Source organism: Streptomyces sp. NPDC023527 (assembly GCF_055560115.1).
Map to the genome: position 1 here is coordinate 394,339 of NZ_JBVHJJ010000002.1, position 23,381 is coordinate 417,719.

15 protein-coding genes are annotated in these 23,381 nt (G+C 71.3%); 13 read left to right on the forward strand and 2 right to left on the reverse strand.

Annotation, left to right across the window (positions count from 1 at the left end; translation table 11 throughout):
• Positions 1 to 25: 25 nt before the first annotated feature.
• The 5 genes from mrdA (at position 26) to ACZ303_RS05305 (ending at position 8,892) form a co-directional block, all read left to right on the forward strand.
• Positions 26 to 2,164, forward strand: a complete 2,139-nt coding sequence (gene mrdA / locus ACZ303_RS05285) for a penicillin-binding protein 2 (RefSeq protein ID WP_467335226.1) — start codon at positions 26 to 28, stop codon at positions 2,162 to 2,164.
• On the forward strand, positions 2,161 to 3,360 hold the full coding sequence (rodA, locus tag ACZ303_RS05290) for a rod shape-determining protein RodA (RefSeq protein WP_467335228.1): 1,200 nt from the start codon (positions 2,161 to 2,163) through the stop codon (positions 3,358 to 3,360). The genes mrdA and rodA overlap by 4 nt, the downstream gene beginning before the upstream one ends.
• Positions 3,361 to 3,434: 74 nt before the next feature.
• Positions 3,435 to 4,967: a CYTH and CHAD domain-containing protein gene (locus tag ACZ303_RS05295; RefSeq protein WP_467335230.1), complete on the forward strand. Its 1,533-nt coding sequence runs from the start codon at positions 3,435 to 3,437 to the stop codon at positions 4,965 to 4,967.
• Between the two features lie 40 nt (positions 4,968 to 5,007).
• Positions 5,008 to 6,957 (forward strand): TIGR03960 family B12-binding radical SAM protein, encoded by a 1,950-nt coding sequence (locus tag ACZ303_RS05300; RefSeq protein ID WP_467335801.1) that lies wholly within the window; start codon positions 5,008 to 5,010, stop codon positions 6,955 to 6,957.
• A 432-nt stretch (positions 6,958 to 7,389) separates the two neighbouring features.
• On the forward strand, positions 7,390 to 8,892 hold the full coding sequence (locus ACZ303_RS05305; protein ID WP_467335232.1) for an ice-binding family protein: 1,503 nt from the start codon (positions 7,390 to 7,392) through the stop codon (positions 8,890 to 8,892).
• Positions 8,893 to 9,310: 418 nt separating this feature from the next.
• Here ACZ303_RS05305 and ACZ303_RS05310 read toward each other — a convergent pair whose 3' ends face one another.
• Entirely contained in the window at positions 9,311 to 9,487 is a 177-nt protein-coding gene (locus ACZ303_RS05310) for a hypothetical protein (protein ID WP_467335234.1), read from the reverse strand.
• A 622-nt stretch (positions 9,488 to 10,109) separates the two neighbouring features.
• Here ACZ303_RS05310 and ACZ303_RS05315 point away from each other — a divergent pair.
• From ACZ303_RS05315 to obgE, 7 genes are all read left to right on the forward strand, one after another.
• Positions 10,110 to 10,868: a DUF5819 family protein gene (locus tag ACZ303_RS05315; protein ID WP_467335236.1), complete on the forward strand. Its 759-nt coding sequence runs from the start codon at positions 10,110 to 10,112 to the stop codon at positions 10,866 to 10,868.
• Positions 10,858 to 12,015: an HTTM domain-containing protein gene (locus ACZ303_RS05320; protein ID WP_467335238.1), complete on the forward strand. Its 1,158-nt coding sequence runs from the start codon at positions 10,858 to 10,860 to the stop codon at positions 12,013 to 12,015. Before ACZ303_RS05315 ends, ACZ303_RS05320 begins: the two co-directional genes overlap by 11 nt.
• 234 nt (positions 12,016 to 12,249) lie before the next feature.
• Positions 12,250 to 13,032, forward strand: a complete 783-nt coding sequence (locus ACZ303_RS05325) for a TIGR03936 family radical SAM-associated protein (RefSeq protein ID WP_467335240.1) — start codon at positions 12,250 to 12,252, stop codon at positions 13,030 to 13,032.
• 221 nt (positions 13,033 to 13,253) lie between these two features.
• Positions 13,254 to 17,165 carry an Rne/Rng family ribonuclease gene (locus ACZ303_RS05330; protein WP_467335242.1) on the forward strand — a complete coding sequence of 1,304 codons (3,912 nt, stop codon included), beginning with the start codon at positions 13,254 to 13,256 and terminating at the stop codon, positions 17,163 to 17,165.
• Between the two features lie 366 nt (positions 17,166 to 17,531).
• Positions 17,532 to 17,852 carry a 50S ribosomal protein L21 gene (rplU, locus tag ACZ303_RS05335; RefSeq protein ID WP_130877714.1) on the forward strand — a complete coding sequence of 107 codons (321 nt, stop codon included), beginning with the start codon at positions 17,532 to 17,534 and terminating at the stop codon, positions 17,850 to 17,852.
• 14 nt (positions 17,853 to 17,866) lie between these two features.
• Positions 17,867 to 18,124, forward strand: a complete 258-nt coding sequence (gene rpmA / locus ACZ303_RS05340) for a 50S ribosomal protein L27 (protein WP_467335244.1) — start codon at positions 17,867 to 17,869, stop codon at positions 18,122 to 18,124.
• A 124-nt stretch (positions 18,125 to 18,248) separates the two neighbouring features.
• On the forward strand, positions 18,249 to 19,685 hold the full coding sequence (obgE, locus tag ACZ303_RS05345; protein ID WP_467335247.1) for a GTPase ObgE: 1,437 nt from the start codon (positions 18,249 to 18,251) through the stop codon (positions 19,683 to 19,685).
• A gap of 98 nt (positions 19,686 to 19,783) precedes the next feature.
• Here obgE and ACZ303_RS05350 read toward each other — a convergent pair whose 3' ends face one another.
• Positions 19,784 to 21,823 (reverse strand): hypothetical protein, encoded by a 2,040-nt coding sequence (locus ACZ303_RS05350; protein WP_467335249.1) that lies wholly within the window; start codon positions 21,821 to 21,823, stop codon positions 19,784 to 19,786.
• Between the two features lie 282 nt (positions 21,824 to 22,105).
• On the opposite strand from ACZ303_RS05350, the gene proB reads away from it, so the two are divergent.
• Positions 22,106 to 23,206: a glutamate 5-kinase gene (proB, locus tag ACZ303_RS05355; RefSeq protein WP_467335251.1), complete on the forward strand. Its 1,101-nt coding sequence runs from the start codon at positions 22,106 to 22,108 to the stop codon at positions 23,204 to 23,206.
• The last annotated feature ends 175 nt before the right edge of the window (positions 23,207 to 23,381 follow it).

Sequence of the window (23,381 nt, forward strand, 5' to 3'; positions counted from 1 at the left end):
CGCCGGGCCGACCGTGGGAGGCGCCGTGAGCAACCTGCCCGAGACCGGGCGGACCTCCCGGGTCACCATCCGCCTGGTCACCATCCAGATCCTGGTCTTCTCGCTGCTCCTCACCCTCGGCGGACGCCTCTGGTATCTGCAGATCCGCAACGGCGACCAGTACACCGCCGAGGCCGCCGACAACCACATCCAGCAGGTCGTCGCCCCCGCCACCCGCGGCTCGATACTGGACGCCCGCGGCGTGCCGCTGGCCGACAACGAGACCCGCCTCGTCGTCTCCGCCAGCCGCACCGACCTGATGAAGATGAAGGACCGCGGCAAGGCCGTCCTCACCCGCCTCGCCGGCGTCCTCGGCCTGCCGCCCGACGAGGTCGCCGCCAAGGTGCGCCTGTGCGACGCCAAGACGCCACGCCCCTGCTGGGCCGGCTCGCCCTACCAGCCCATCCCCATCACCGACGAGGCCACCACCCAGCAGGCCCTCCAGATCCGCGAGCGCGCCGAGGACTTCCCCGGCATCACCGCCGAGCCCACGGCCGTACGGCGCTACGCCGGCCCCGGTGCCTCCAACACCGCCCAGGTCCTCGGCTATCTCTCGCCCGTCACCGACGACGAGATCATGAAGGCCAAGAACGGCCGCTCCCCGCTGCTGCGCTCGGACCAGATCGGCCGCTCCGGACTCGAACGGCAGTACGACACCGAGCTGCGCGGCAAGGCCGGCGTCACCCGCTACGAGGTCGACAACCTGGGCCGCGTCATCGGCAAGGCCAAGAGCGACAAGGCCGTCCCCGGCGCCAACCTCGTCACCAGCATCGACGCTCGCGTGCAGGCCATAGCGGAACGCGAGCTCGACCAGGCGATGAAGGACGCCCGCAAGGAGCTCGACCGGAACACCGGCGTCAACTACAAGGCCGACGCGGGCGCCGTCGTGGTGATGGAGTCCAAGACCGGCCGCGTCGTCGCCATGGCCTCCAACCCCACCTACGACCCCAACGCCTGGGTCGGCGGCATCTCCGGCAAGGACTACAAGCAGCTGACGGGCAAGGACTCCAACTACCCCCTGCTCAACCGCGCCATCCAGGGCCAGGCGGCCCCCGGCTCGGTCTTCAAGGTCATCTCCGCCACCGCCGCCGTCAACGCCGGCTACGCCTTCACCGACAACTACAACTGCTCCAGCTCGTACAGCATCGGCGGCCAGGTCTTCAAGAACTTCGAGTCCAAGGGCTACGGGCCCATCAACCTCGGCCGCGCGCTGGAGGTCTCCTGCGACACCGTCTTCTACGACCTGGCCTACCGCCAGTGGCAGAAGGACGGCGGCAACAACCCCAAGAACCCCAAGGACTGGTTCTACCGCACCGCGCACGAGTTCGGTCTCGGCAAGGAGACCGGCATCGACCTCCCCAACGAGGTCCGGGGCCGCGTCCCCGACCGCGAGTGGAAGAAGAAGTACTGGGAGGCCAACAAGGACGTCTGGTGCAAGGCGAAGGACAAGGGCGAGGACGACTACGCCGCCAAGATCGCCAAGGAGAACTGCGAGTCCGGCATGCGCATGCGCGCCGGTGACTCCGTCAACTACTCCATCGGCCAGGGCGACACCCTCGTCACCCCCATCCAGATGGCCACCATCTACTCCGCCATCAGCAACGGCGGCACGCTCTACAACCCCACGGTCGGCAAGGCCGTCGTCAGCCCCGACGGCAAGAACGTCCGCCCGATCCCGCCCCAGTCCCACGGCAAGCTGCCCTTCAACGGCAAGACCCGGGACCAGCTGGACGCCGCCCTCGCCGGCGTCGCCACCAACGGAAGCGCCGCCTGGCGCTTCGAGGGCTGGCCGCAGAAGGAGATCCCGATGCACGCCAAGACCGGCACCGCCGAGGTCTACGGCAAGCAGACGACCTCCTGGTTCGCCACGTACACCAAGGACTACACGATCGTCATGACGATCTCCCAGGGCGGCACCGGCTCCGGCGCCTCCGGTCCGGCCGTGCGCAACATCTACAACGCGCTGTACGGCGTCGACGAGAAGGGCAAGATCGACGCGAAGAAGGCGCTGCTCCCGCACCCCGAGGAGAAGCTCCCCAGGATCGAGAAGGACGGCACGATCGAGGCCCAGAAGATCGAGCCCCCCGCCCCGCCCGCCAGGAAGGAGGAGGAGAAGCAGCAGTGAGCGCCACCGAGGGCTACAACGTCCGCCGCTACACCCCCGAACGCTCCGCCTGGGGCAGACTCACCGCCCGCGACTCCGTCCTGCGCCGCCTCGACTGGGTGATGCTGTGGGCCGCCCTCGCCCTCTCGGGCATCGGCACCCTGCTCGTCTACTCCGCCACCCGCGGCCGCACCGAGCTCAACCACGGCGATCCGTACTACTTCCTGCTGCGCAACATCCTCAACACCGGCGTCGGCCTCGGCCTCGCGATCGCCGCCGTCTGGGTCGGCCACCGCACGCTGCGCGGCGCCGTCCCGATCCTCTACGCCATCTCCGTGCTGCTCACCGTCGCCGTGCTCACCCCGCTCGGCGCGACCATCAACGGCGCCCGCTCCTGGATCCAGCTCGGCGGCGGCTTCTCCATCCAGCCCTCCGAATTCACCAAGATCACCATCACGCTGGGGATGGCGATGCTGCTGGCCTCGAAGGTGGACGCCGGCGACCGGCACCACCCCGACCACCGCACCGTCATGGAGGCCCTCGGGCTCGCCGCCCTGCCCATCCTGATCATCCTGCTGATGCCCGACCTCGGCTCGGTCATGGTGCTGGTCGTCATCGTCCTCGCCGTGCTCCTCGCCTCCGGCGCCTCCAACCGCTGGGTCGCGGGCCTGATCGGCACGGGCGTCCTCGGCTGCGTCCTCATCTGGCAACTCGGCGTCCTGGACGAATACCAGATCAACCGCTTCGCCGCCTTCGCCAACCCCGCGCTCGACCCCTCCGGCGTCGGCTACAACACCAACCAGGCCCGCATCGCCATCGGCTCCGGCGGCCTCACCGGCTCCGGCCTCTTCCACGGCAGCCAGACCACCGGTCAGTTCGTCCCCGAACAGCAGACCGACTTCATCTTCACCGTCGCCGGTGAGGAACTGGGCTTCCTCGGCGCGGGAGCCATCATCTTCCTGGTCGGCGTCGTCCTCTGGCGCGCCTGCCGGATCGCCCGCGACACCACCGAGCTCTACAGCACGATCGTCGCCGCCGGGATAATCGCCTGGTTCGCCTTCCAGGCGTTCGAGAACATCGGCATGACCCTCGGCATCATGCCCGTCACCGGCCTCCCGCTGCCCTTCGTCTCCTACGGCGGCTCGTCGATGTTCGCCGCCTGGATCGCGATCGGACTCCTCCAGTCGATCAAGGTGCAGCGGCCCATGTCGGCCTAGCGGCACCTCCGGGGACCGCACCGCCGCCCCACGCGGTCTCCCCAGCGGGCGCCGGGCGCACTAGATTCGGTTCCATGGCGGACACCGTGCGAGAGATCGAGCGGAAGTACGAAGCCGGAGACCCCACGAGCCCGGCCCGGCCGCCCGACCTGAGCCGGGTCGAGGGCGTCACCACCGTCGCCGACAAGGGCACGGACGAGCTCGACGCCGTCTATTACGACACCGCCGACCAGCGCCTCGCCGCGGCCGGCATCACCCTGCGCCGCCGCACCGGCGGCGGCGACGCGGGCTGGCACCTCAAGCTCCCCGTCGCCCAGGGAGTCCGCGACGAGATCCGCGCCCCCCTGTCCCGGGACGTCCCGCGCGCCCTCACCGACCTCGTACGCTCCCGGATCCGCCGCGCCGAGCTCACGCCCCTCGTCCGCATCGCCACCCGCCGCCACGTCCGCCACCTCCTCGACGACCGCGGCGCCCTCCTCGCCGAGGCCACCGCCGACGAGGTGAGCGCCGAGCGCCTCACCGACGGCGGCGGCACGGCCCACTGGACGGAGTACGAGATCGAGCTAGGCGAGGGCCGCGAACCCGCCTTCCTCGACACCGTCGAGCGACACCTGCGCGAGGCCGGCCTGCGACCGTCCAAGGCGCCCTCCAAGCTCGCCCGCGCCCTCACCGAGACGCGGCGGACACCACCGCCCGGGAGGCCGAAGGAGCGCGGCGCGGCCACCGCCGGCGATCACGTCCTGGCCTACGTCCGCGAACAGACCGAAGCCGTCCTCGCCCTCGACCCCGCCGTACGGCGCGGCACCGAGGACTCCGTCCACCGGATGCGCGTCGCCACCCGCCGGCTGCGCAGCGCCTTCCGTACGTTCGGAAAGGTCCTCGACCGGGCCGTCACCGACCCGGTCGCCGCCGAGCTGAAGTGGCTCGCCGCCGAACTGGGCGTCGACCGCGACCGCGAAGTCCTCGCCGAACGGCTCCGCGAACGGCTCGCCGAGGTGGACGGCACGCTCGCCCTCGGACCCGTACGCGCCCGGCTGCGCATCTGGGAGGCCGGCCGCCGCAAGGGCTCCCGCAAGCGCCTCACCGCGCTCCTCGACGGTGACCGCTATCTCACCCTCCTCGACGCCCTCGACGCCCTCCTCGCCGACCCGCCCCTGCGCCCCGCCGCCGCCCGCCCGGCGGCGAAGACCCTGGCCAAGGCCGTCCTGCGCGACTACGAACGCCTTGCCACCCGCGTCGAACACGCCCTCGCCACGCCACCCGGCCCCGAGCGCGACGCCGTCCTCCACGACGCCCGCAAGGCCGCCAAGCGCGCCCGCTACGCCGCGGAGGCCGCCCGGCCCGCCCTCGGGAAGCCGGCGAAGCGCTTCGCCAAGCGCATGAAGTCCGTCCAGGGCCTCCTCGGCGACCACCAGGACAGCGTCATGGCCCGCGAGACGCTGCGCGCCCTCGCCGTCCAGGCCCACGCCGCGGGCGAGAGCACCTTCACCCTGGGCCTGCTGTACGGCCGCGAGGAACAGCGCGCGTCGGCCGCCGAACGGGAGCTGCCGGGGCTGTGGCGGGAGGTCTCACGGCAGAGGTCGAAGGCCGCTCTCCGGGCGCGTTAGTCTTGAGGGTCACCCTGTCCCGCTCATGAGAGACATCGCGATGCCTGTCGAGTCGGTCTTCCCGCGCCTGGAGGCCCTCCTTCCGCACGTACAGAAGCCCATCCAGTACGTCGGCGGAGAGCTCAACTCCACGGTCAAGCCGTGGGACGAGTGCGACGTGCGCTGGGCGCTCATGTACCCCGACGCCTACGAGGTCGGACTGCCCAACCAGGGCGTCATGATCCTCTACGAGGTCCTCAACGAGCGCGAGGGCGTGCTCGCCGAGCGCACGTACAGCGTGTGGCCGGACCTCGAAGAGCTGATGCGCGAGCACAAGGTCCCGCAGTTCACCGTGGACGCGCACCGCCCGGTCAGCGCCTTCGACGTCTTCGGCCTGAGCTTCTCCACCGAGCTCGGCTACACCAACATGCTCACGGCCCTGGACCTCGCGGACATCCCGCTGGAGTCCAAGGACCGCACCGTCGACCACCCGATCGTGCTCGCGGGCGGCCACGCCGCGTTCAACCCCGAGCCCATCGCGGACTTCATCGACTGCGCGGTCATCGGCGACGGCGAGCAGGCCGTCCTGGAGATCACCGAGATCATCCGCGCCTGGAAGGCCGAGGGCCGCCCCGGCGGCCGCGACGAGGTGCTGCTGCGCCTGTCCCGGACCGGCGGCGTCTACGTCCCGCGCTTCTACGACGTGGAGTACCTGCCCGACGGCCGCATCGCCCGCGTCGTCCCCAACCGGTCGGGCGTGCCGTGGCGCGTGTCCAAGCACACCGTCATGGACCTCGACGAATGGCCCTACCCCAAGCAGCCCCTGGTCCCGCTCGCCGAGACCGTCCACGAGCGCATGTCCGTGGAGATCTTCCGCGGCTGCACCCGCGGCTGCCGCTTCTGCCAGGCCGGAATGATCACGCGCCCCGTGCGGGAGCGAAGCATCACCGGCATCGGCGAGATGGTGGAGAAGGGCCTCAAGGCGACCGGCTTCGAGGAGGTCGGCCTGCTGTCGCTGTCCTCCGCGGACCACACCGAGATCGGTGACATCGCCAAGGGCCTGGCCGACCGCTACGAAGAGGACAAGATCGGCCTCTCCCTGCCGTCGACCCGCGTGGACGCCTTCAACGTCGACCTCGCGAACGAACTGACCCGCAACGGCCGCCGTTCCGGCCTCACGTTCGCCCCCGAGGGCGGCTCCGAGCGCATGCGCAAGGTCATCAACAAGATGGTCTCGGAGGAGGACCTGATCCGTACGGTCTCCACCGCGTACGGCAACGGTTGGCGCCAGGTGAAGCTGTACTTCATGTGCGGCCTGCCCACCGAGACCGACGAGGACGTCCTCCAGATCGGTGACATGGCGGTCAACGTCATTGCCGAGGGCCGCAAGGTCTCCGGCCAGAACGACATCCGCTGCACCGTCTCCATCGGCGGCTTCGTGCCCAAGCCGCACACGCCGTTCCAGTGGGCGCCGCAGCTGTCCGCCGAGGAGACCGACGCGCGGCTGGCGAAGCTGCGCGACAAGATCCGCGGCGACAAGAAGTACGGCCGCTCGATCGGCTTCCGCTACCACGACGGCAAGCCCGGCATCATCGAGGGCCTGCTCTCCCGCGGCGACCGGCGCGTCGGCGCCGTGATCCGCGAGGTCTACGAGTCCGGCGGCCGCTTCGACGGCTGGCGCGAGCACTTCAGCTACGACCGCTGGATCAAGTGCGCCGAGAAGACGCTGCCGCCGCAGGGCGTGGACGTCGCCTGGTACACGACGCGCGAGCGCACGTACGAGGAGGTCCTGCCCTGGGACCACCTGGACTCCGGTCTCGACAAGGACTGGCTCTGGGAGGACTGGCAGGACGCGCTCGACGAGACCGAGGTCGAGGACTGCCGCTGGACGCCGTGCTTCGACTGTGGCGTCTGCCCGCAGCTCGACCTGGACATCCAGATCGGTCCGACGGGCAAGAAGCTTCTGCCATTGAGTGTCGTCAAGCCTGCGACCAGCGGAAACAGCTGCTGATCTGAGCGGCGCCGCGCCGTCGCGGCGCGTCGCCGAGATCCGATCGACAAATGCATGGCCCCTCATTGCGGCCCGTCGCCATCAGGCGGCGGGCCGCAATGCTTTGCAGCGGGAAGCGCGGGCGCCGGAGCGCCCCGCACGCCTTGGGAAGCGGCTTCGTCGCCGTTCCGTGCCCGCAGACCTTTTCCGTGCGGGTTCATTTCCGTATGACAGGGACGAACGATTTATCACGAAAGACCACCCGAATGTTCCATCTTTTGTGACGGCGCAGTCGCGAACAGATCACTAGCATTCCTCTGGAACATTCAGTGCGCATAATCTCCGTCCGGGACAGCATCAGGTAATCGCATTTTCCTACGTCGGAATTCTGTGCACTCGGAGGTCAGTGCTTGGGGCCGCCTGAAATGAGTTCTACCGAACCCTTCGAAGGAGGTGGGCGCCTCGATGAAATCGGACGTCTTTACCGTTTCCTATTGGCGCGGATTCACGGCGTGGGCGGCTGCCGTCCTCACGCTGGTGCTCGTGGCCGCCGGGATGGCGCTGATGCCGACCCGCGCGAGCGCGATCGGCGTAGCCCCCAATCTCGGTACGGCAGACAGCTACGCGGTCCTGGGCGGCCAGAGCGTCACCAACACCGGCCCCTCCACGATCAATGGGGATCTTGGTGTGAGCCCGGGGTCCTCGGTGACCGGATTCCCTCCCGGCACGGTGAACGGAACCATTCACGCCGCGGACGCGCAAGCGGCACAGGCGCAGAGCGATCTGACCATCGCGTACGACAATGCCGCCGGTCAGGCGCCTGATGCCACCCTCACCTCCCCCGGAGATCTCGGTGGCATGACGTTGAATCCGGGGGTCTACAAAGCGGCGTCGTCGATCGGCATCACGGGCACGCTCACGCTCGACGCCCATGGCGACCCCAACGCGGTCTGGATCTTCCAGATCGGATCGACGCTGGATACGGCCTCCGGCAGTGCGGTGTCCCTCATCAATGGCGCGCAGCCGTGCAATGTCTTCTGGCAGGTGGGCAGTTCCGCCACGATCGGGACCGAGACCACGTTTGTCGGCACGATCATGGCTCTCACATCGATCTCGGTCAAGACCTCGGCGACCATCGACGGCCGCGCGCTCGCCCGCAATGGATCGACCACGCTGGACACCAACACCATCACCCGGGAATCGTGTGCGGCGGGCACGGGCGGCTTGATCGCCGGCACGACGGGTGGGGTCACGGGCGCGACGACGGAGGGAACCGGCGGCGCGATCGCCGGTCCGGCGACCGGGGGCACGACGGACGGCGGTCCGACGACCGGGGGTCCGACGACCGGGGGTCCGACGACCGGGGGTCCGACTACGGGGGGTCCGACTGCAGGGGGTCCGACGACCGGGGGTCCGACGACGGGGGGTCCGATTGGCGGCCCAACGACAGGGGGCCCCGGAGGCCCGGTCGCGGGTGGTCTGCTCGGGGGTCCGCTCACCGGAGGCCTGCTGGGCGGCTCGATCATCGGAGGTCTCCTCGGAGGCCAGACCACCGGCGGTACGAGTGGGGGCCCGAGCGGCGGCGTTACGGGCGGGGATGAGGGTCACCACCATCACCACCACGGCGAGGGCCACCATCACCACGATGAGGGTCACCACCACCACGGTGAGGGCCACCACCACGGCGAGGGCCATCACCACGGCGAGGACCACCACGGCGAGGGGCACCACCACGGTGAAGGTCACCACCACGGTGAAGGTCACCACCACGAATGCGGTCGCTGCGACCACGGTGAGGGCCACCACCACGCGTGCGGTCGCTGCGACCACGAGCACGGCCATGACCGGCAGTTCGGGTCCTGTGAGCGTCGGCACGACGGTGAGCACGGTGGGTGCGGCCGCGAATGCGGTCGGCACCACTCCGAGTGCGGGGACCACGGACGTCGCAGCCGGTGACGTCGTGGGTGTGCGTATGAGGTAGCCCGCGATGGCGCGGTCTCGCGTAATTCGCGGACCGCGCCCGGCGGGCGGACCGCACGACGCATTGCCTGATGACAGACGATTTATTTTCTGACGCCCCGGTCGATGTGCACCGAGCCTGGCGCGGACGTCGTCAGGGAGTCGGGCGGTGCGTGACGGATGGGCCGAACCCATGAGTTGATCACGCGATCCCATCCGGAAGTTTCCGTGACCCGACGTTTCTCCTGGGAAATCACTCGGATGCTCCACCCCTTTTGCGAGGGTCTGGTTTCCTCAGCCGTGTCTACTATTCCCAGGGCTTATTCGAAGCGCGTGGTATCCGTCCAGGGAAGCTGAAAGGCAACAGTGCTTCTCCTCGGCATGGAATTCCGTATGCGCTTCCGAGATAAGCGCTTCAGGCAGCCTGTGCAGGATTCACCGAACCCTTGAAGGAGTTGGGCACCTCGATGAAATCGAATGTTCCTTCCGCGTCTCCTTGGCGCAGATTCACCGCTTGGGCCGCAGCGGTCCTCACGGTGGTACTCGGCGCCGTGGGAATGGTGCTGATGCCGACCAGCGCGAACGCGATCAACCTGGGCGGTCCGTCGGTCCTCCCGGCCACGAATCTCACCCTGGGGCTGACGTCGGGGGGCACCCTCGGGCTGACGGGCGGCCATCTCGGCCTTGTCGCCGGTCCGACCGTCGGGGGCCTCCTCATCCCCAGGAGCACCGCCACGGTGACCGGCGGCTCGAGCACGGGCAGCACGGGCGGCGGCTCTTGTGGGCACGGGCGGCATGGCCACGGCTGCGACCGTTGCGACCACCACCGCGGTTGCGGTCATGGGCGCGACCACGACCGGGACTTCGGGTCGTGTGACCGTCGGCACGACGGTGAGTACGGCCACGGCGGCCACTGGGGGGACGGTGGTTGCGACCACGAATGCGGCCGGCACCACTCCGATTGCGGGCACCACTCCGAGTGCCGGCACCACTCCGATTGCGGGCACCACGGCCGACACGGTCGGTGACGACGCGGGTATCCGCGCTCGGCAGCCTGCGAGGGCGCGGTCTCGCGCAGTTCGGCGGACCGCGCTCGGCGGGCGGACCGCACGACGCATTTCCTGACGCCCCGGGCGACGTCCACCGCGCCCGGGGCGGACGGGCGGACCGCTGCGGTCGGCGGGCACCGCGGGCCAAACGACAAAGAGGACGGGATGAGCAGCACCGACTACAACCGCGCGGGGAACGGCAGTACGCCGGTAAAGGACGAAGGGCCGGTTCCGAAGCTGCCCATAACCGCCACCGGACCCGGCGCGTCGGACGTGGAGGAATCCGGTGGCAAAGGACCGGCCTCGCCCGTACCGATGTCGCGACCGGCGGGATTGGTGGTCGCCCTCGCGGCTGCCGCGTGCGTCGCGACGGCCATCGCGCACGTGTCCATGGTGTTCTTGTCCGTCGCACCCCCCAACACCGTCTCCCAGCGGTACGAGGGGCAGATCAGCACGTGGATCTATCCCTACTTCGAGCAGAACTGGCGGCTGTTCGCCCCCGATCCGGAGGCCGCTCGGCGGAGGGTCCTGGCACGGACCGCGACGACGTCGCCCGATGGGGCCCGGCAGGTGAGCGGCTGGAGCGACCTGAGCGCCATCGACGCCACCGCCGTGCGGCACAACGCCTTCCCCAGCCACGTCAACCAGAACATGCTGCGACGGGCCTGGTCCGCCTACCTCGACTCGCACGGGACCAGTGACCGGTCCGACTCGGACCGGGCCAGGATCATCCAGAGATACCTGCTCAACATCGCCGCGCGACGCGCGGCCCGCGGTCACCGTTCCTTCGACGCGATCCAGCTGCGCGTCATCACCACCCCGATCGCGTCGCCGGCACGGAGGGCCGACGGCAGCCGCCTCCCGCAAACCCCCTCCGACTCCAGGTACCTCCCGTGGTGGCAGGTGACATCCCATGACGACTGACCGGACGACCGGTGCCGGCGCCCGGCCCGACAGCCCACCGCCGAGCGCCGTGCCTCGGCACCCCGACCCTGTGATCAGGGCGTTCACCTTCCTGACCGAACGAGCGGTCTCACTCCACGCGGCGGCGGTGCTGCGCATGGGGTATGGGCTGCTGTATCTGGTCTTCCTGCTGCGCGAGTTCCCCCACCGGGACGAGATCTGGGGACCCGGCTCGCCCTGGACTCCCGACCTCTCGCGAGAGCTGCTCGGTCAGACCGGGTGGTTCAGCGTTCTGTCCCTCTCCGACCGACCCGTGTACTTCGAGACCTGCTACGTACTGGCTCTCGTCACGTGCGCGTTGTTCATGCTGGGGTGGCGCACCCGGGTGCTGTCCGTGCTGTTCGCCGTCGTGGTGACTTCCTTCCACGGCAGGAACATCTTCATCACGGACGGAGGGGACAACCTCATCGTCCTGATGGCCCTGTACCTCGTGTTCACCGCGTGTGGGCGACGCTGGTCCCTCGACGCCCGCAGAAAGCGGCTCCGCGCCCGCGCGGACGGGCGCGGACACCAGCGGTCGAGTTGGCTGCCCGCCCGCCAGCAGGCCGTGTCGGTCCGGCGGCAGCTGAGTGTCCTGCTGCACAACTGCGGGATGTTCGTCATCGCGGCCCAGGTCTGCATCCTGTACGGATGCGCCGGTCTGTACAAGGTGCAGGGAAGCACGTGGCGCGACGGCACCGCGCTGCACTATGTGCTGAACCTCGACCTGTTCCGCCCCTGGCCCGGGCTCTCCCATGTGGCCGACAGCCACCAGGTCCTCATGGCCGTCGTCGGTTACCTCACCGTGCTGGTCCAGGTGGCCTGCCCGTTCGCCCTGTTCAGCAGGCTCAAATACGTCGTTCTCGTCCTGCTGATCGGCATGCACGTCGCGATCGCCGTCATGCTGGGGCTCCCGGTGTTCTCCGGCGCGATGATCATCGCCGACGCCGTGTTCCTGCCCGACAGCCTCTTCTGCTTCCTCCAGCGGACCTGGCGCGCGCGTCTGCCACGGCCCGCTGCCGGGGCGATGGTGCCCAGGGCCCGGGCCGGAAGCCTCGTCCCGCCGCGGGCCAGTGCCCCGGTGGCGGCTCGCCACGCTCAGGAAAAGGTTCCCGACCAGCAGGAATAGCGGACTGCGGCGGCAGCGCCATCCTGTGCGTCTCGCACGCACCTGAGACGGGGACTGGGTTCATAAGACCGTGAGCGGGTACTTCGACCCAGATTGACAAGCGTTCCAACGAGGGCCCTGCCGATCCGGCGGGGCCCTCGTTGCACGTACTCTAGGTAGCAGTACGACCGCACTCACGAAGGACTGAAGACACTGGGCAAGCGACAGCCCGAAGGCCCGCCGCCCGCACCCGCGGTGCAGCGCATTCGTCTGCGTTACACCAAGCGCGGCCGCCTCCGGTTCACCAGCCACCGTGATTTCCAGCGCGCTTTCGAGCGGGCCCTGCGCAGGGCCGACGTGCCGATGGCGTACTCGGCGGGCTTCACCCCGCACCCCAAGGTGTCGTACGCCAATGCCGCACCCACCGGCACGGGCAGCGAGGCCGAGTTCCTGGAGATCCAGCTCGCCGAGGTCCGCGACCCGCAGGAGCTGCGCAAGCTCCTCGACGAGTCGCTGCCCGACGGGCTCGACATCACGGACGCGGTGGAGGCGCACACCTCCTCGTTCGCCGACCGGCTGCAGGCCTCCGTCTGGGAGATGCGGCTCGACGGCGTCGAGCCGGCGGATGCCGAGCGTGCCGTCACGGCGTTCCTCGCGGCGGAGACCGTCGAGGTCCAGCGCCGGACGAAAAACGGGTTGCGAACCTTCGACACCCGCGCCGCCGTCGCCCGGCTGGAGGCCCTCGACGCTCCGGCCGATAGGCCCGGCGACGGTGCCTGTGCGATACTGCGGCTGGTTGTTCGGCACTTGACACCTGCCGTTCGACCCGACGACGTCCTGTCCGGTCTCCGCGCTACGGCCGACCTGGCGCCGCCGGTCCCCGCTGCGGTGACCAGGCTGGCGCAGGGGCTGCTCGATGAGGAGTCCGGCACGGTGACCGACCCGCTCGCGCCCGACCGCGACGCTTCCCCGGCCGCATCAATCACGGCCGCCGGACCGAGCGCCGGTGCCGCGCAGGTGCCGGAAGGTCCCGCGTAAGGACGGCCGTCGCCGCGCCGCCGGTCGACCAGGGAGCCACCCGGGTCCGGCAGGCGCACTGACCAGGAGACTTTCGCCGGTGCCGCCCTTCGGACCCGGCGAGCGAGACGACAGCTCCCGTGCGGCGACCGCGCCCCGGACGGCGGAACCGCGCACATCACGCGGACCACCGGGCCGGAACAAGGCGCGGCGCCCGGGAGCGTGACGGGAGAACCGCCCGCATGCTCGAACCCATTGAGCCCACTGAGCCCACCCAGCACTCCGACAGCGGTCCTGGAGACACGCTGCCGCCGCGACGCCGCCGCCGTGCGGCGTCCCGCCCCGCCGGACCGCCGTCGGCGGGCACCGAAGCCGCGCAGACGCCGGTGACGGCCCCCGCACCGGTGGCCGAGACCCCGGCGGAGACCGCGGCGGAGACCCCCGCCGCGACGGACGCGCCGGCCACACCGGCCCGCCCGCGCCGCCGCGCCACCCGCAAGGCGACGGCCCCCGCGGGTGCCCCCCGTACGGCCGAGGCCGCCGAGGCGCCTGCCGAGCCCGTAGCCGCGGCCCCGCAGGAGACCCCGGCCGAGGCCGCCACCACCGAGGACGCCAAGCCGGCCCGTACGCGCCGCCGCGCCACCCGCAAGGTCACCGCGCCCGCCGGCGCGCCGCAGGCCGCCGAGACCGTCGCCGAGACGCCTGAGGCGCCCGCCGCGGCCGAGGCCGTCGAGGCGCCCGCCGCCGCCCCCGCCGAGGAGGCCCCGGCCCCGCGTACCCGCCGTCGCGCCACGCGCAAGGCGACCGCGCCCGCCGGTGCCCCGCAGGCGGCCGAGGCGGTCGTCGAGACCGTCGTCGAGGCTCCCGCGCAGGTCGAGGAGGTGCCGGCCCCCGTCGAGGCCGCCGCCGAGGAGACCAAGCCGGCCCGTACGCGCCGCCGCGCCACCCGTAAGGCCACCGCCCCCGCCGGCGCCCCGCAGGCCGCCGAAGAGGAGGCCGAGGAGGTCGAGGAGGAGGTCGCCGCGCCCGAGGAGCAGGCGCCCGCCGCCGAGCCCCGTGGCCGTCGTGGCCGCCGCCGGGCCACCGGTGGCGACGCCGAGCCGGCCCCTGAGGCCACCGAGGCCGCCCCGGCCAAGAGCCGTTCGCGCCGGCGTGTCGCCAGCGGTGACGCCGAGGCCGCCGCCGCGGCCCTGGAGGCCGCCAAGGCCGAGAGCCGCGCCCGTGACCGTGGCGTGAGCGCCGAGGCCGAGCCGGCCGAGGCTCCCGCGCGCGGCCGTCGCCGGGCCGTGCGACCGCCGACCGCCGTCTTCCAGGCGCCGGTCTTCACCGAGCCGATGTTCCAGACGCCGGAGACCGCCGCCGCGGCTGCCGCCGCCGCCCCCGCGCAGGTGGAGGAGGTGGAGCAGCCCGAGGCCGAGCGCACCGTCGAGGCCGCGCAGCCCGCCGCCGGTGGCCGCCGTCGCCGCCGTCGCCGCGGTGAGCCCGCCGAGGCCGAGCCGGCCGTGGTCGAGGAGACCGTCCCCGCCGTGGCGGAGGACGAGGAGGCCGAAGAGGCCGAGGCCGCGCAGGAGGACGAGGAGTCGGGCGACCGCCCGTCCCGCCGTCGCCGCCGCGGTGGCCGTCGCCGTCGCCGTGGCGAGGCCGGTGAGGCCGGCGAGGCCGAGGGCGAGAGCGAGGACGAGCAGGAGGCCGAGGCCGCCGAGGAAGAGGCGGAGGAGGCCGAGGAGTACGGCGAGGAGCCGTCCGGTGCCGGTTCCGCCGGCAGCCGCCGCCGTCGCCGTCGCCGTCGCCGCAGCGGTGACGCGGCCGAGGTCGAGGCCGCCGCCGGCGAGGGCGACCCCGAGCGCACGGTCGTCAAGGTCCGCGAGCCCCGCAAGCGCGAGGAGCGCGAGCCCGGCACCGGCTTCGACGAGGTGCAGTCCATCAAGGGCTCCACCCGCATGGAGGCGAAGAAGCAGCGCCGCCGCGAGGGCCGCGAGCAGGGCCGCCGCCGGGTGCCGATCATCACCGAGGCCGAGTTCCTGGCCCGCCGCGAGGCCGTCGAGCGCGTCATGGTCGTACGCCAGAGCGGCGAGCGCACCCAGATCGGCGTGCTGGAGGACAACGTCCTCGTCGAGCACTTCGTCAACAAGGAGCAGGCCACCAGCTACGTCGGCAACGTCTACCTGGGCAAGGTCCAGAACGTCCTGCCGTCCATGGAGGCCGCCTTCGTCGACATCGGCAAGGGCCGCAACGCCGTCCTGTACGCCGGTGAGGTCAACTTCGAGGCGCTCGGCATGGGCAACGGCCCGCGCCGCATCGAGTCCGCCCTGAAGTCCGGCCAGTCCGTGCTCGTCCAGGTCACCAAGGATCCGATCGGCCACAAGGGCGCCCGCCTGACCAGCCAGGTCTCGCTGCCCGGCCGTTACCTGGTCTACGTGCCCGAGGGCTCGATGACCGGCATCAGCCGCAAGCTGCCCGACACCGAGCGCGCGCGTCTGAAGCAGATCCTCAAGAAGATCGTCCCCGAGGACGCGGGCGTCATCGTCCGTACCGCCGCCGAGGGCGCGAGCGAGGACGAGCTGGCGCGTGACGTCCAGCGGCTCCAGGCGCAGTGGGAGGAGATCCAGCAGCGGGCCAAGAGCGGCAACGCCCCGACCCTGCTGTACGGCGAGCCGGACATGACCGTCCGCGTCGTGCGCGACATCTTCAACGAGGACTTCTCCAAGGTCATCGTCAGCGGTGACGGCGCCTGGGAGACCATCCACGGCTATGTCTCGCACGTCGCCCCGGACCTCACCGACCGGCTGCAGAAGTGGACGTCGGACGTCGACGTCTTCGCCACGTACCGGATCGACGAGCAGCTGATGAAGGCGCTGGACCGCAAGGTCTGGCTGCCGAGCGGCGGTTCGCTCGTCATCGACCGGACCGAGGCGATGATCGTCGTCGACGTCAACACCGGCAAGTTCACCGGCCAGGGCGGCAACCTGGAGGAGACGGTCACCAAGAACAACCTCGAGGCGGCCGAGGAGATCGTGCGCCAGCTGCGGCTGCGCGACCTCGGCGGCATCGTGGTGATCGACTTCATCGACATGGTGCTGGAGGCCAACCGGGACCTGGTGCTGCGGCGCCTGCTGGAGTGCCTGGGCCGGGACCGTACGAAGCACCAGGTCGCCGAGGTGACCTCGCTGGGTCTGGTGCAGATGACCCGCAAGCGGGTCGGCCAGGGCCTGCTGGAGTCGTTCTCCGAGCCGTGCGTGCACTGCAACGGCCGCGGCGTGATCGTCCACATGGACCAGCCGACGACCGTCGGTGGCGGCGGTGGCGGCAAGCGCGGCAAGAAGAAGGGCCGTGGCGGCGCGCAGGCGCACGAGCACGAGTACGTCACCGAGGGTGCCGAGGCCGTCGAGGAGGCCGAGGTCGAGGCCGCTCCCGAGCTGCCCGAGCTGGAGCCCGTCGCGGTGACCGAGGCGGAGCTCCAGCCGGCGGTCGGCGGCGACGAGGAGTGGTTCGGCAGCCCCGCGGAGGCCGAGACCGCCGCGAAGCGCGGCCGTACGCGCCGCCGGGCCACCCGCAAGGCGACCGCTCCGGCGGGCGCGCCGCGGGCGGCCGAGGCACCGGAAACCGTCGTGGAGGCGCCCGCGGAGCCGGTCGTCGTCGAGGCGGAGCCGGAGCCCGAGGTCGCGGTGCGGGTCGCCGAGGCCCCGGTCGAGGCCCCGGTGGAGGCGGCTCCGGCCGCGCCCGCCAGGCCGCGTCGCAGGGCCACGCGCAGGGTGTCCGCCCCGGCGGGCTCGCCGGCGGACGCCGAGGCGGCCGTGGTGGTCGTGGAGGCGCCCGCCGCACCCGCCGCGGAGCCCGAGCCGGTCGCGGTCGAGGAGCCCACGACGGCCGAGCAGGTCGTGGAGGCCGTCGTCGAGCTGGTCGAGGAGGCGGAGGCGGCCGAAGCGGCGGCCCCGGCCAAGAAGACGGCCCGCAAGACGGCCGCCAAGACGGCGAAGAAGGCACCGGCGAAGAAGGCCGCCACGAAGAAGACGGCGGCCAAGAAGACGACGACCGCCAAGAAGACCGCCACGACCGCGGCCAAGAAGACCGCCACGAAGACGGCGGCCAAGAAGGCCCCGGCGAAGAAGACGGCGAAGAAGGCGACGGCCACGGTGTCCTCTTCCGAGGACTGAGCCGAGCGCTGTATTCAGGGGCCGGTGCGCGCGGGGCCGCCGGGAGACGTGAAGTGACACGTCTCCCGGCCCCCGCAGCGGGCCGGCCCCGGCCCGTTCGGCCCCCGCGGCCAGGGGCTCGTCCCGTGGCCGGCACCCGTCGGCCGAGGCCCTCCGCGGAGCGGCCTCCCCGGCGAGGGGACCGGTTTGACCCCCGGGATAAGGCCCCGTAACCTTGTCCTTCGGCGTCTGTACGCCAACCCCTGAGCAAATCCCTTCCGGTGCATTCCGGGAGAGGCCGCTCGTCCTCTCGGATATCACGGGCATTCGCCCGTGTGAGCGGCTGGCATCAGAGGTCCCGATTACCAGCGAGAGAGTGAGATCCGCGTGTACGCAGTTGTGCGTAGCGGTGGTCGCCAGCACAAGGTTGCTGTCGGCGACATCGTCGAGGTTGACAAGATTTCCGACGGCAAGGTGGGCGACTCCGTCGAGCTCTCCACGCTGCTCGTGGTCGACGGCGAGTCCGTCACCAGCGACCCGTGGGTGCTGGCCGGGATCAAGGTCCAGGCCGAGATCGTGGATCACCACAAGGGTGCCAAGATCGACATCCTGAAGTACAAGAACAAGACCGGCTACCGCAAGCGCATTGGTCACCGCCAGCAGTACACGGCGATCAAGGTCACCGGCATCCCCACGGCTGCGAAGTAAGGGACTGAGAACACATGGCACACAAGAAGGGCGCATCGTCCACCCGGAACGGTCGCGACTCCAACGCTCAGCGGCTCGGCGTCAAGCGCTTCGGCGGCCAGGCCGTCCTCGCCGGTGAGATCCTGGTCCGCCAGCGCGGCACCCACTTCCACCCGGGCGCGGGCGTCGGTCGCGGTGGCGACGACACCCTGTTCGCCCTGCAGGCCGGTTCGGTGCAGTTCGGCACCCACCGTGGCCGCAAGGTCGTGAACATCGTCCCGATCGCTGAGTAATCAGCTTTTCGGCGCGACATAGCACCTTCCGAGGGCGGGCCCGCTTTTTCCGGTGACGGGGAAGCTGGTCCGCCCTCGGCGTGTTAACAAAGAGACATCCCCGTATTCATCTGGAGGCACCGCAATGACCACCTTCGTGGACCGCGTCGAGCTGCATGTCGCCGCGGGTAACGGAGGCCATGGCTGCGCCTCCGTTCACCGTGAGAAGTTCAAGCCGCTGGGCGGCCCGGACGGCGGCAACGGCGGCCGCGGTGGCGACGTGACCCTGGTCGTGGACCAGTCCGTCACCACGCTCCTGGACTACCACCACAGCCCGCACCGCAAGGCCACCAACGGCCAGCCCGGCGCGGGTGACAACCGCTCCGGCAAGGACGGCCAGGACCTCGTCCTGCCCGTGCCGGACGGCACCGTCATCCTCGACAAGCAGGGCAACGTCCTCGCCGACCTGGTCGGCCAGGGCACCACCTTCGTCGCCGGCCAGGGCGGCCGCGGCGGCCTCGGCAACGCCGCGCTCTCCTCGGCCCGCCGCAAGGCCCCCGGCTTCGCGCTGCTCGGCGAGCCGGGCGAGACCCGTGACATCGTCATGGAGCTCAAGACCGTCGCCGACGTGGCGCTGGTCGGCTACCCCAGCGCGGGCAAGTCCTCGCTGATCTCGGTGCTCTCCGCCGCCAAGCCGAAGATCGCGGACTACCCCTTCACGACGCTGGTCCCCAACCTCGGTGTGGTGACGGCCGGTTCGACCGTCTACACCATCGCCGACGTCCCCGGCCTGATCCCCGGCGCCAGCCAGGGCAAGGGCCTGGGCCTGGAGTTCCTGCGCCATGTCGAGCGCTGCTCGGTGCTGGTGCACGTCCTGGACACGGCGACCCTGGAGTCCGACCGCGACCCGGTCACGGACCTGGACGTCATCGAGGCGGAGCTCAGCCAGTACGGCGGCCTGGACGACCGGCCGCGCATCGTCGTCCTCAACAAGATCGACATCCCGGACGGCCAGGACCTCGCCGACATGATCCGCCCGGATCTGGAGGCGCGCGGCTACCAGGTCTTCGAGGTCTCCGCCGTCGCCCGTACGGGCCTGAAGGAGCTCTCCTTCGCGCTGGCCGGCATCATCGCCGAGGCGCGCGCGGCCAAGCCGAAGGAGGAGGCGACCCGCATCGTCATCCGCCCGAAGGCCGTGGACGACGCGGGCTTCACGGTCACGCTGGAGGACGACGGCATCTACCGCGTGCGCGGCGAGAAGCCGGAACGCTGGGTGCGCCAGACGGACTTCAGCAACGACGAGGCCGTCGGCTATCTGGCGGACCGCCTCAACCGCCTCGGTGTCGAGGACGAGCTGATGAAGGCCGGCGCCCGGGCGGGCGACGGCGTGGCCATCGGCGCCGAGGACAACGCGGTCGTCTTCGACTGGGAGCCCACGATGATGGCGGGCGCCGAGATGCTGGGCCGCCGTGGCGAGGACCACCGTCTGGACTCCCCGCGTCCGGCCGCGACGCGCCGTCGCGACCGCGAGGCGGAGCGGGACGAGGCGGACCGCGAGTTCGACGGCTTCAAGCCCTTCTGACGGACCGGTTCCTGACAGAGGCTGACATGGGGAAGGCCCCGGGAGATTCTCCCGGGGCCTTCCCCATGTGCGGTGCGCGGCGCTCGCGCCGCGCGGCGTCAGACCGCCGCGGTCTTGTCCGCCTCGCGCTGCGAGGGGATCTCCGAGGCGCGGGCCTCCATCCGGGCCCGCCGCTCGTCCGCCTTCTGGGCGAGCGCGAGCGCCGCCTGGTTGAAGCGGACCAGCGACGGCGGGTCGGAGGGACCCAGCAGCTGGACCTTCAGCTCCGCGCGGGCCGCGGCGAGCGCGTCCCGGCCGTCGCTGCGGACGTCCGCGAGGAGGGCCGGTACGCCCTCCGCCTCGGGCGAGAGGATCGTGGCGGCGCTGACGGTCGGGAAGACCGCGCGGAACTCGTCCTCGGCCATGCCGCTGGTGTTGGCCACCGCGTACGGCTTCTCGCTGATCAGATAGTCCGAGACCACGCTGGAGACATCGCTGATCAGCAGGTCGGACTGGTTGAAGCAGGTGTACAGGGCGGGCCGGGCGGCCGTGATGATCTGGTGCTCCCACTCCGGCAGCGACGCCCAGTAGGCGGCCTCCCACGCGATCGTGGCGGCCTCGACGGTCGCGGCGCGGCCCTTCTCCGGGGCGCCCTGGAGCAGCATCCGCTCGACGTCGTCGGCGCTGTCGCGGAAGGCGCTGGTGGTGAGCCGGTCCAGCTCGGCCGTGCGGCGCGCCAGCTCGGCGGCGGCCTCGGGGCCCGGGCGGGCACCGGTGCGCCGCGTGTTGGCCTCGCGGATCATGGCCTGGATGCGCTCGTTGGCACGGCCGGCGCGCGGGTCGACGGAGCCGGTCATCGGGTGCGGCTTGTACAGCAGCCGGACCTTGGGGTCGGCGAGCAGCGCGCGGACGATGTTCTCGCCGGCGAGCATCACCGAGGTGTTGCCGGGCTGGCCGTCCCAGCCCTCCCACGTCGGCGCGTAGAGGACCGTCGTGAAGCCGTCGGCGGCCGGCGGGCCGGCGTACGGCATGATCGGCGCCAGCTGCGGGCGGCCGACCTCGACGACGTCGCGGTCGTCGACACCGATGTCGGCGAGCTGGTAGCGCTCGCGCGCGGCGGGGCCGGCGACCCAGATCTCGTCGTACGCCTTGGAGTACGGGTTGCAGCTGGAGAGCTTGTCGCTCTCGCCGTGGTTGGTGAAGGCGTGCTTGATCGACGGCATGCGCAGGACCTGCGAGGTCTTACCGGAGTTCGCCGGGTGCAGCATCATCTTCAGCGAGGACTTCTCCAGCGCCATCAGGTGCACGACCTTGGGGATGCACACGATCGGCACATCGGTGGCCTCGATCTTCTGCACCATGAAGCGCTCGCGGAGCACGATGACGGGGTTGCCGTCGAGCTCGCCGAGCGTGGAGAGCCACATGTTGGCCTGGTAGGCCGAGGTCGTGCCGCCGGAGAAGTACATGCCGACGGTCGGCCGGTAGTCGGCCAGCCAGCGGTCCAGCCACTCCAGGGCCTGCTGCTCGTTGGCGATGCGCTTCTTCGGCCGCAGCCAGCCGGCCAGGTAGGCGGTGCCGGCGAGGCCGAGCAGGACCGCGAGGCCGACGCCGAGCTCGCCCCACAGGGCCTTCTCGGTGGCGGCGGTGACCAGCAGGCCCGCCGTGGCGGGGACCGCGAAGCGCAGCAGGCGGCGGCCGTGCTGGCGGGCCAGCAGGCGCGGCGGCGCGGCGGTCAGGCGCAGACCGGAGGCGTCGATGTTCCGGGTCAGGAAGGGGAGCGTGCGGCTGCGGCGGACGAGGATCGCGGTGGCCTGGCAGGCGAGGTGCGTGGCGTAGAAGAGCACCAGGCCGACGAAGACCGGGGCGTAGTCGCTCAGCGAGCCGTCGCCGTGCAGGCGCAGCAGCCCGACCAGGACCAGCATGTCGCGCAGCAGCTGCCGCACCATGACATCGAAGCGGATCTTGCCGAGCACGGCGACCAGACCGGGGTCGCGGTGCTGGAGGTAGAGGTCGAGCGCGAGACCCGCCGCCGAGGCGGTGATCAAGAGCGGCACGTTGGGCAGCAGGGCTCCCACGAGCTGAGTGGCGAAGAACACCAGCATCGCGAGCAGCGCCGCGAGCTGTACGGCTCGGCGGGAGGCTGTTCCGGCAGAAGGCACTGGGCGGGCTCCTGGCAGGAGTACGGGGGGATGGGGAAGCTTGCGGGGGTGGGGACCGTGCCTGGGCAACGGTCGACTACCGACCGTATGACGGCGGCCGGTCCAGGAGCAATCTTCCGTGACGGCAATCATTACAAAACAGGGCCGAACGACCACAATCGTCCGGGCGGTAGATTTGCGGGCCGGAGCGGGCGGACGGCTCGCGCGCACAGGCGATCACAGGGGTGTACGTACGTGACAGGGGCAGGGGCGGGTAATGGGGCCGGAGCGGCGCGTCGCGAGGTGACGGACGCCCGCAGGATCGTGGTCAAGGTGGGCTCCTCCTCCCTCACCACCGCAGGTGGGGGACTGGACGCCGACCGGGTGGACGCGCTCGTCGACACGCTGGCCAAGGCCGGCGGCGAGAAGGAGATCGTGCTGGTCTCCTCCGGCGCCATCGCCGCCGGGCTCGCGCCGCTCGGCCTCGACCGGCGCCCGCGCGACCTGGCCCGCCAGCAGGCGGCCGCCAGCGTCGGCCAGGGCCTGCTGGTCGCCCGCTACACCGCGTCCTTCGCCCGCTACGGCCGGCGTGTCGGCCAGGTGCTGCTCACCACCGACGACACCAGCCGCCGCGCGCACTACCGCAACGCCCGCCGGACCCTGGACCAGCTGCTCGCCATGGGCGCGGTGCCGGTCGTCAACGAGAACGACACGGTGGCCACGGACGAGATCAGGTTCGGCGACAACGACCGCCTCGCGGCCCTCGTGGCCCATCTCGTCCGGGCCGACCTGCTGATCCTGCTGTCGGACGTCGACGGCCTGTACGACGGCGACCCCAGCACCCCGGGCACCTCGCGGATCGCCGAGGTTGCCGGCCCCCAGGATCTCGACGGCGTGTCCATCGGCAGCGCCGGCAAGGCGGGCGTGGGCACCGGCGGCATGGTCACCAAGGTCGAGGCCGCCCGGATCGCGGCCGCCGCCGGCATCCCCGTCGTCCTCACCTCCGCCAGCCAGGCCGCCGACGCCCTCGCCGGGCGCTCCACCGGCACGCTCTTCCACCGCACCGGCCGCCGCTCCGCCGACCGGCTGCTGTGGCTCGCGCACGCCTCCACGCCGCGCGGGGCCCTGACGCTGGACGAGGGGGCCGTACGGGCGGTGATCGAGGGCAGCGCCTCGCTGCTGCCGGCGGGCATCGCGGCGGTCGAGGGGGAATTCAGCGCGGGTGACCCGGTGGAGCTGCGCGACGTCTCCGGGCGGGCGCTGGCCCGCGGGCTCGTCGCCTTCGACGCCGGCGAGATCCCCCAGCTGCTCGGCCGCTCCACCCGTGACCTGGCCCGCGACCTGGGCCCCGGCTACGAGCGCGAGGTCGTGCACCGGGACGACATGGTCGTGCTGCACCGCTGACGGACGTCACCCATGAGCAAGAAAGTGGGGTAAGTCCAGCCTTTCCATGGGGACCTTCCGGAAAACGGTCACGCGGCCGCCCGCGGACTGGTCAACTTTGATGCGGGGGGCCGTCACGGGCAGCCGGTCCCCGAGCACCGACACGGCGCCGGCCCGGCGCGGGAACACAGCGACG

Bases quoted from the DNA above. Each gene is read 5' to 3' on its own strand.
- ACZ303_RS05295 (WP_467335230.1), top strand. From the start codon at position 3,435: ATGGCGGACACCGTGCGAGAGATCGAGCGGAAGTACGAAGCCGGAGAC.
- ACZ303_RS05300 (WP_467335801.1), top strand. From the start codon at position 5,008: ATGCCTGTCGAGTCGGTCTTCCCGCGCCTGGAGGCCCTCCTTCCGCAC.
- ACZ303_RS05315 (WP_467335236.1), top strand. From the start codon at position 10,110: ATGAGCAGCACCGACTACAACCGCGCGGGGAACGGCAGTACGCCGGTA.
- ACZ303_RS05320 (WP_467335238.1), top strand. From the start codon at position 10,858: ATGACGACTGACCGGACGACCGGTGCCGGCGCCCGGCCCGACAGCCCA.
- ACZ303_RS05330 (WP_467335242.1), top strand. From the start codon at position 13,254: ATGCTCGAACCCATTGAGCCCACTGAGCCCACCCAGCACTCCGACAGC.
- rpmA (WP_467335244.1), top strand. From the start codon at position 17,867: ATGGCACACAAGAAGGGCGCATCGTCCACCCGGAACGGTCGCGACTCC.
- obgE (WP_467335247.1), top strand. From the start codon at position 18,249: ATGACCACCTTCGTGGACCGCGTCGAGCTGCATGTCGCCGCGGGTAAC.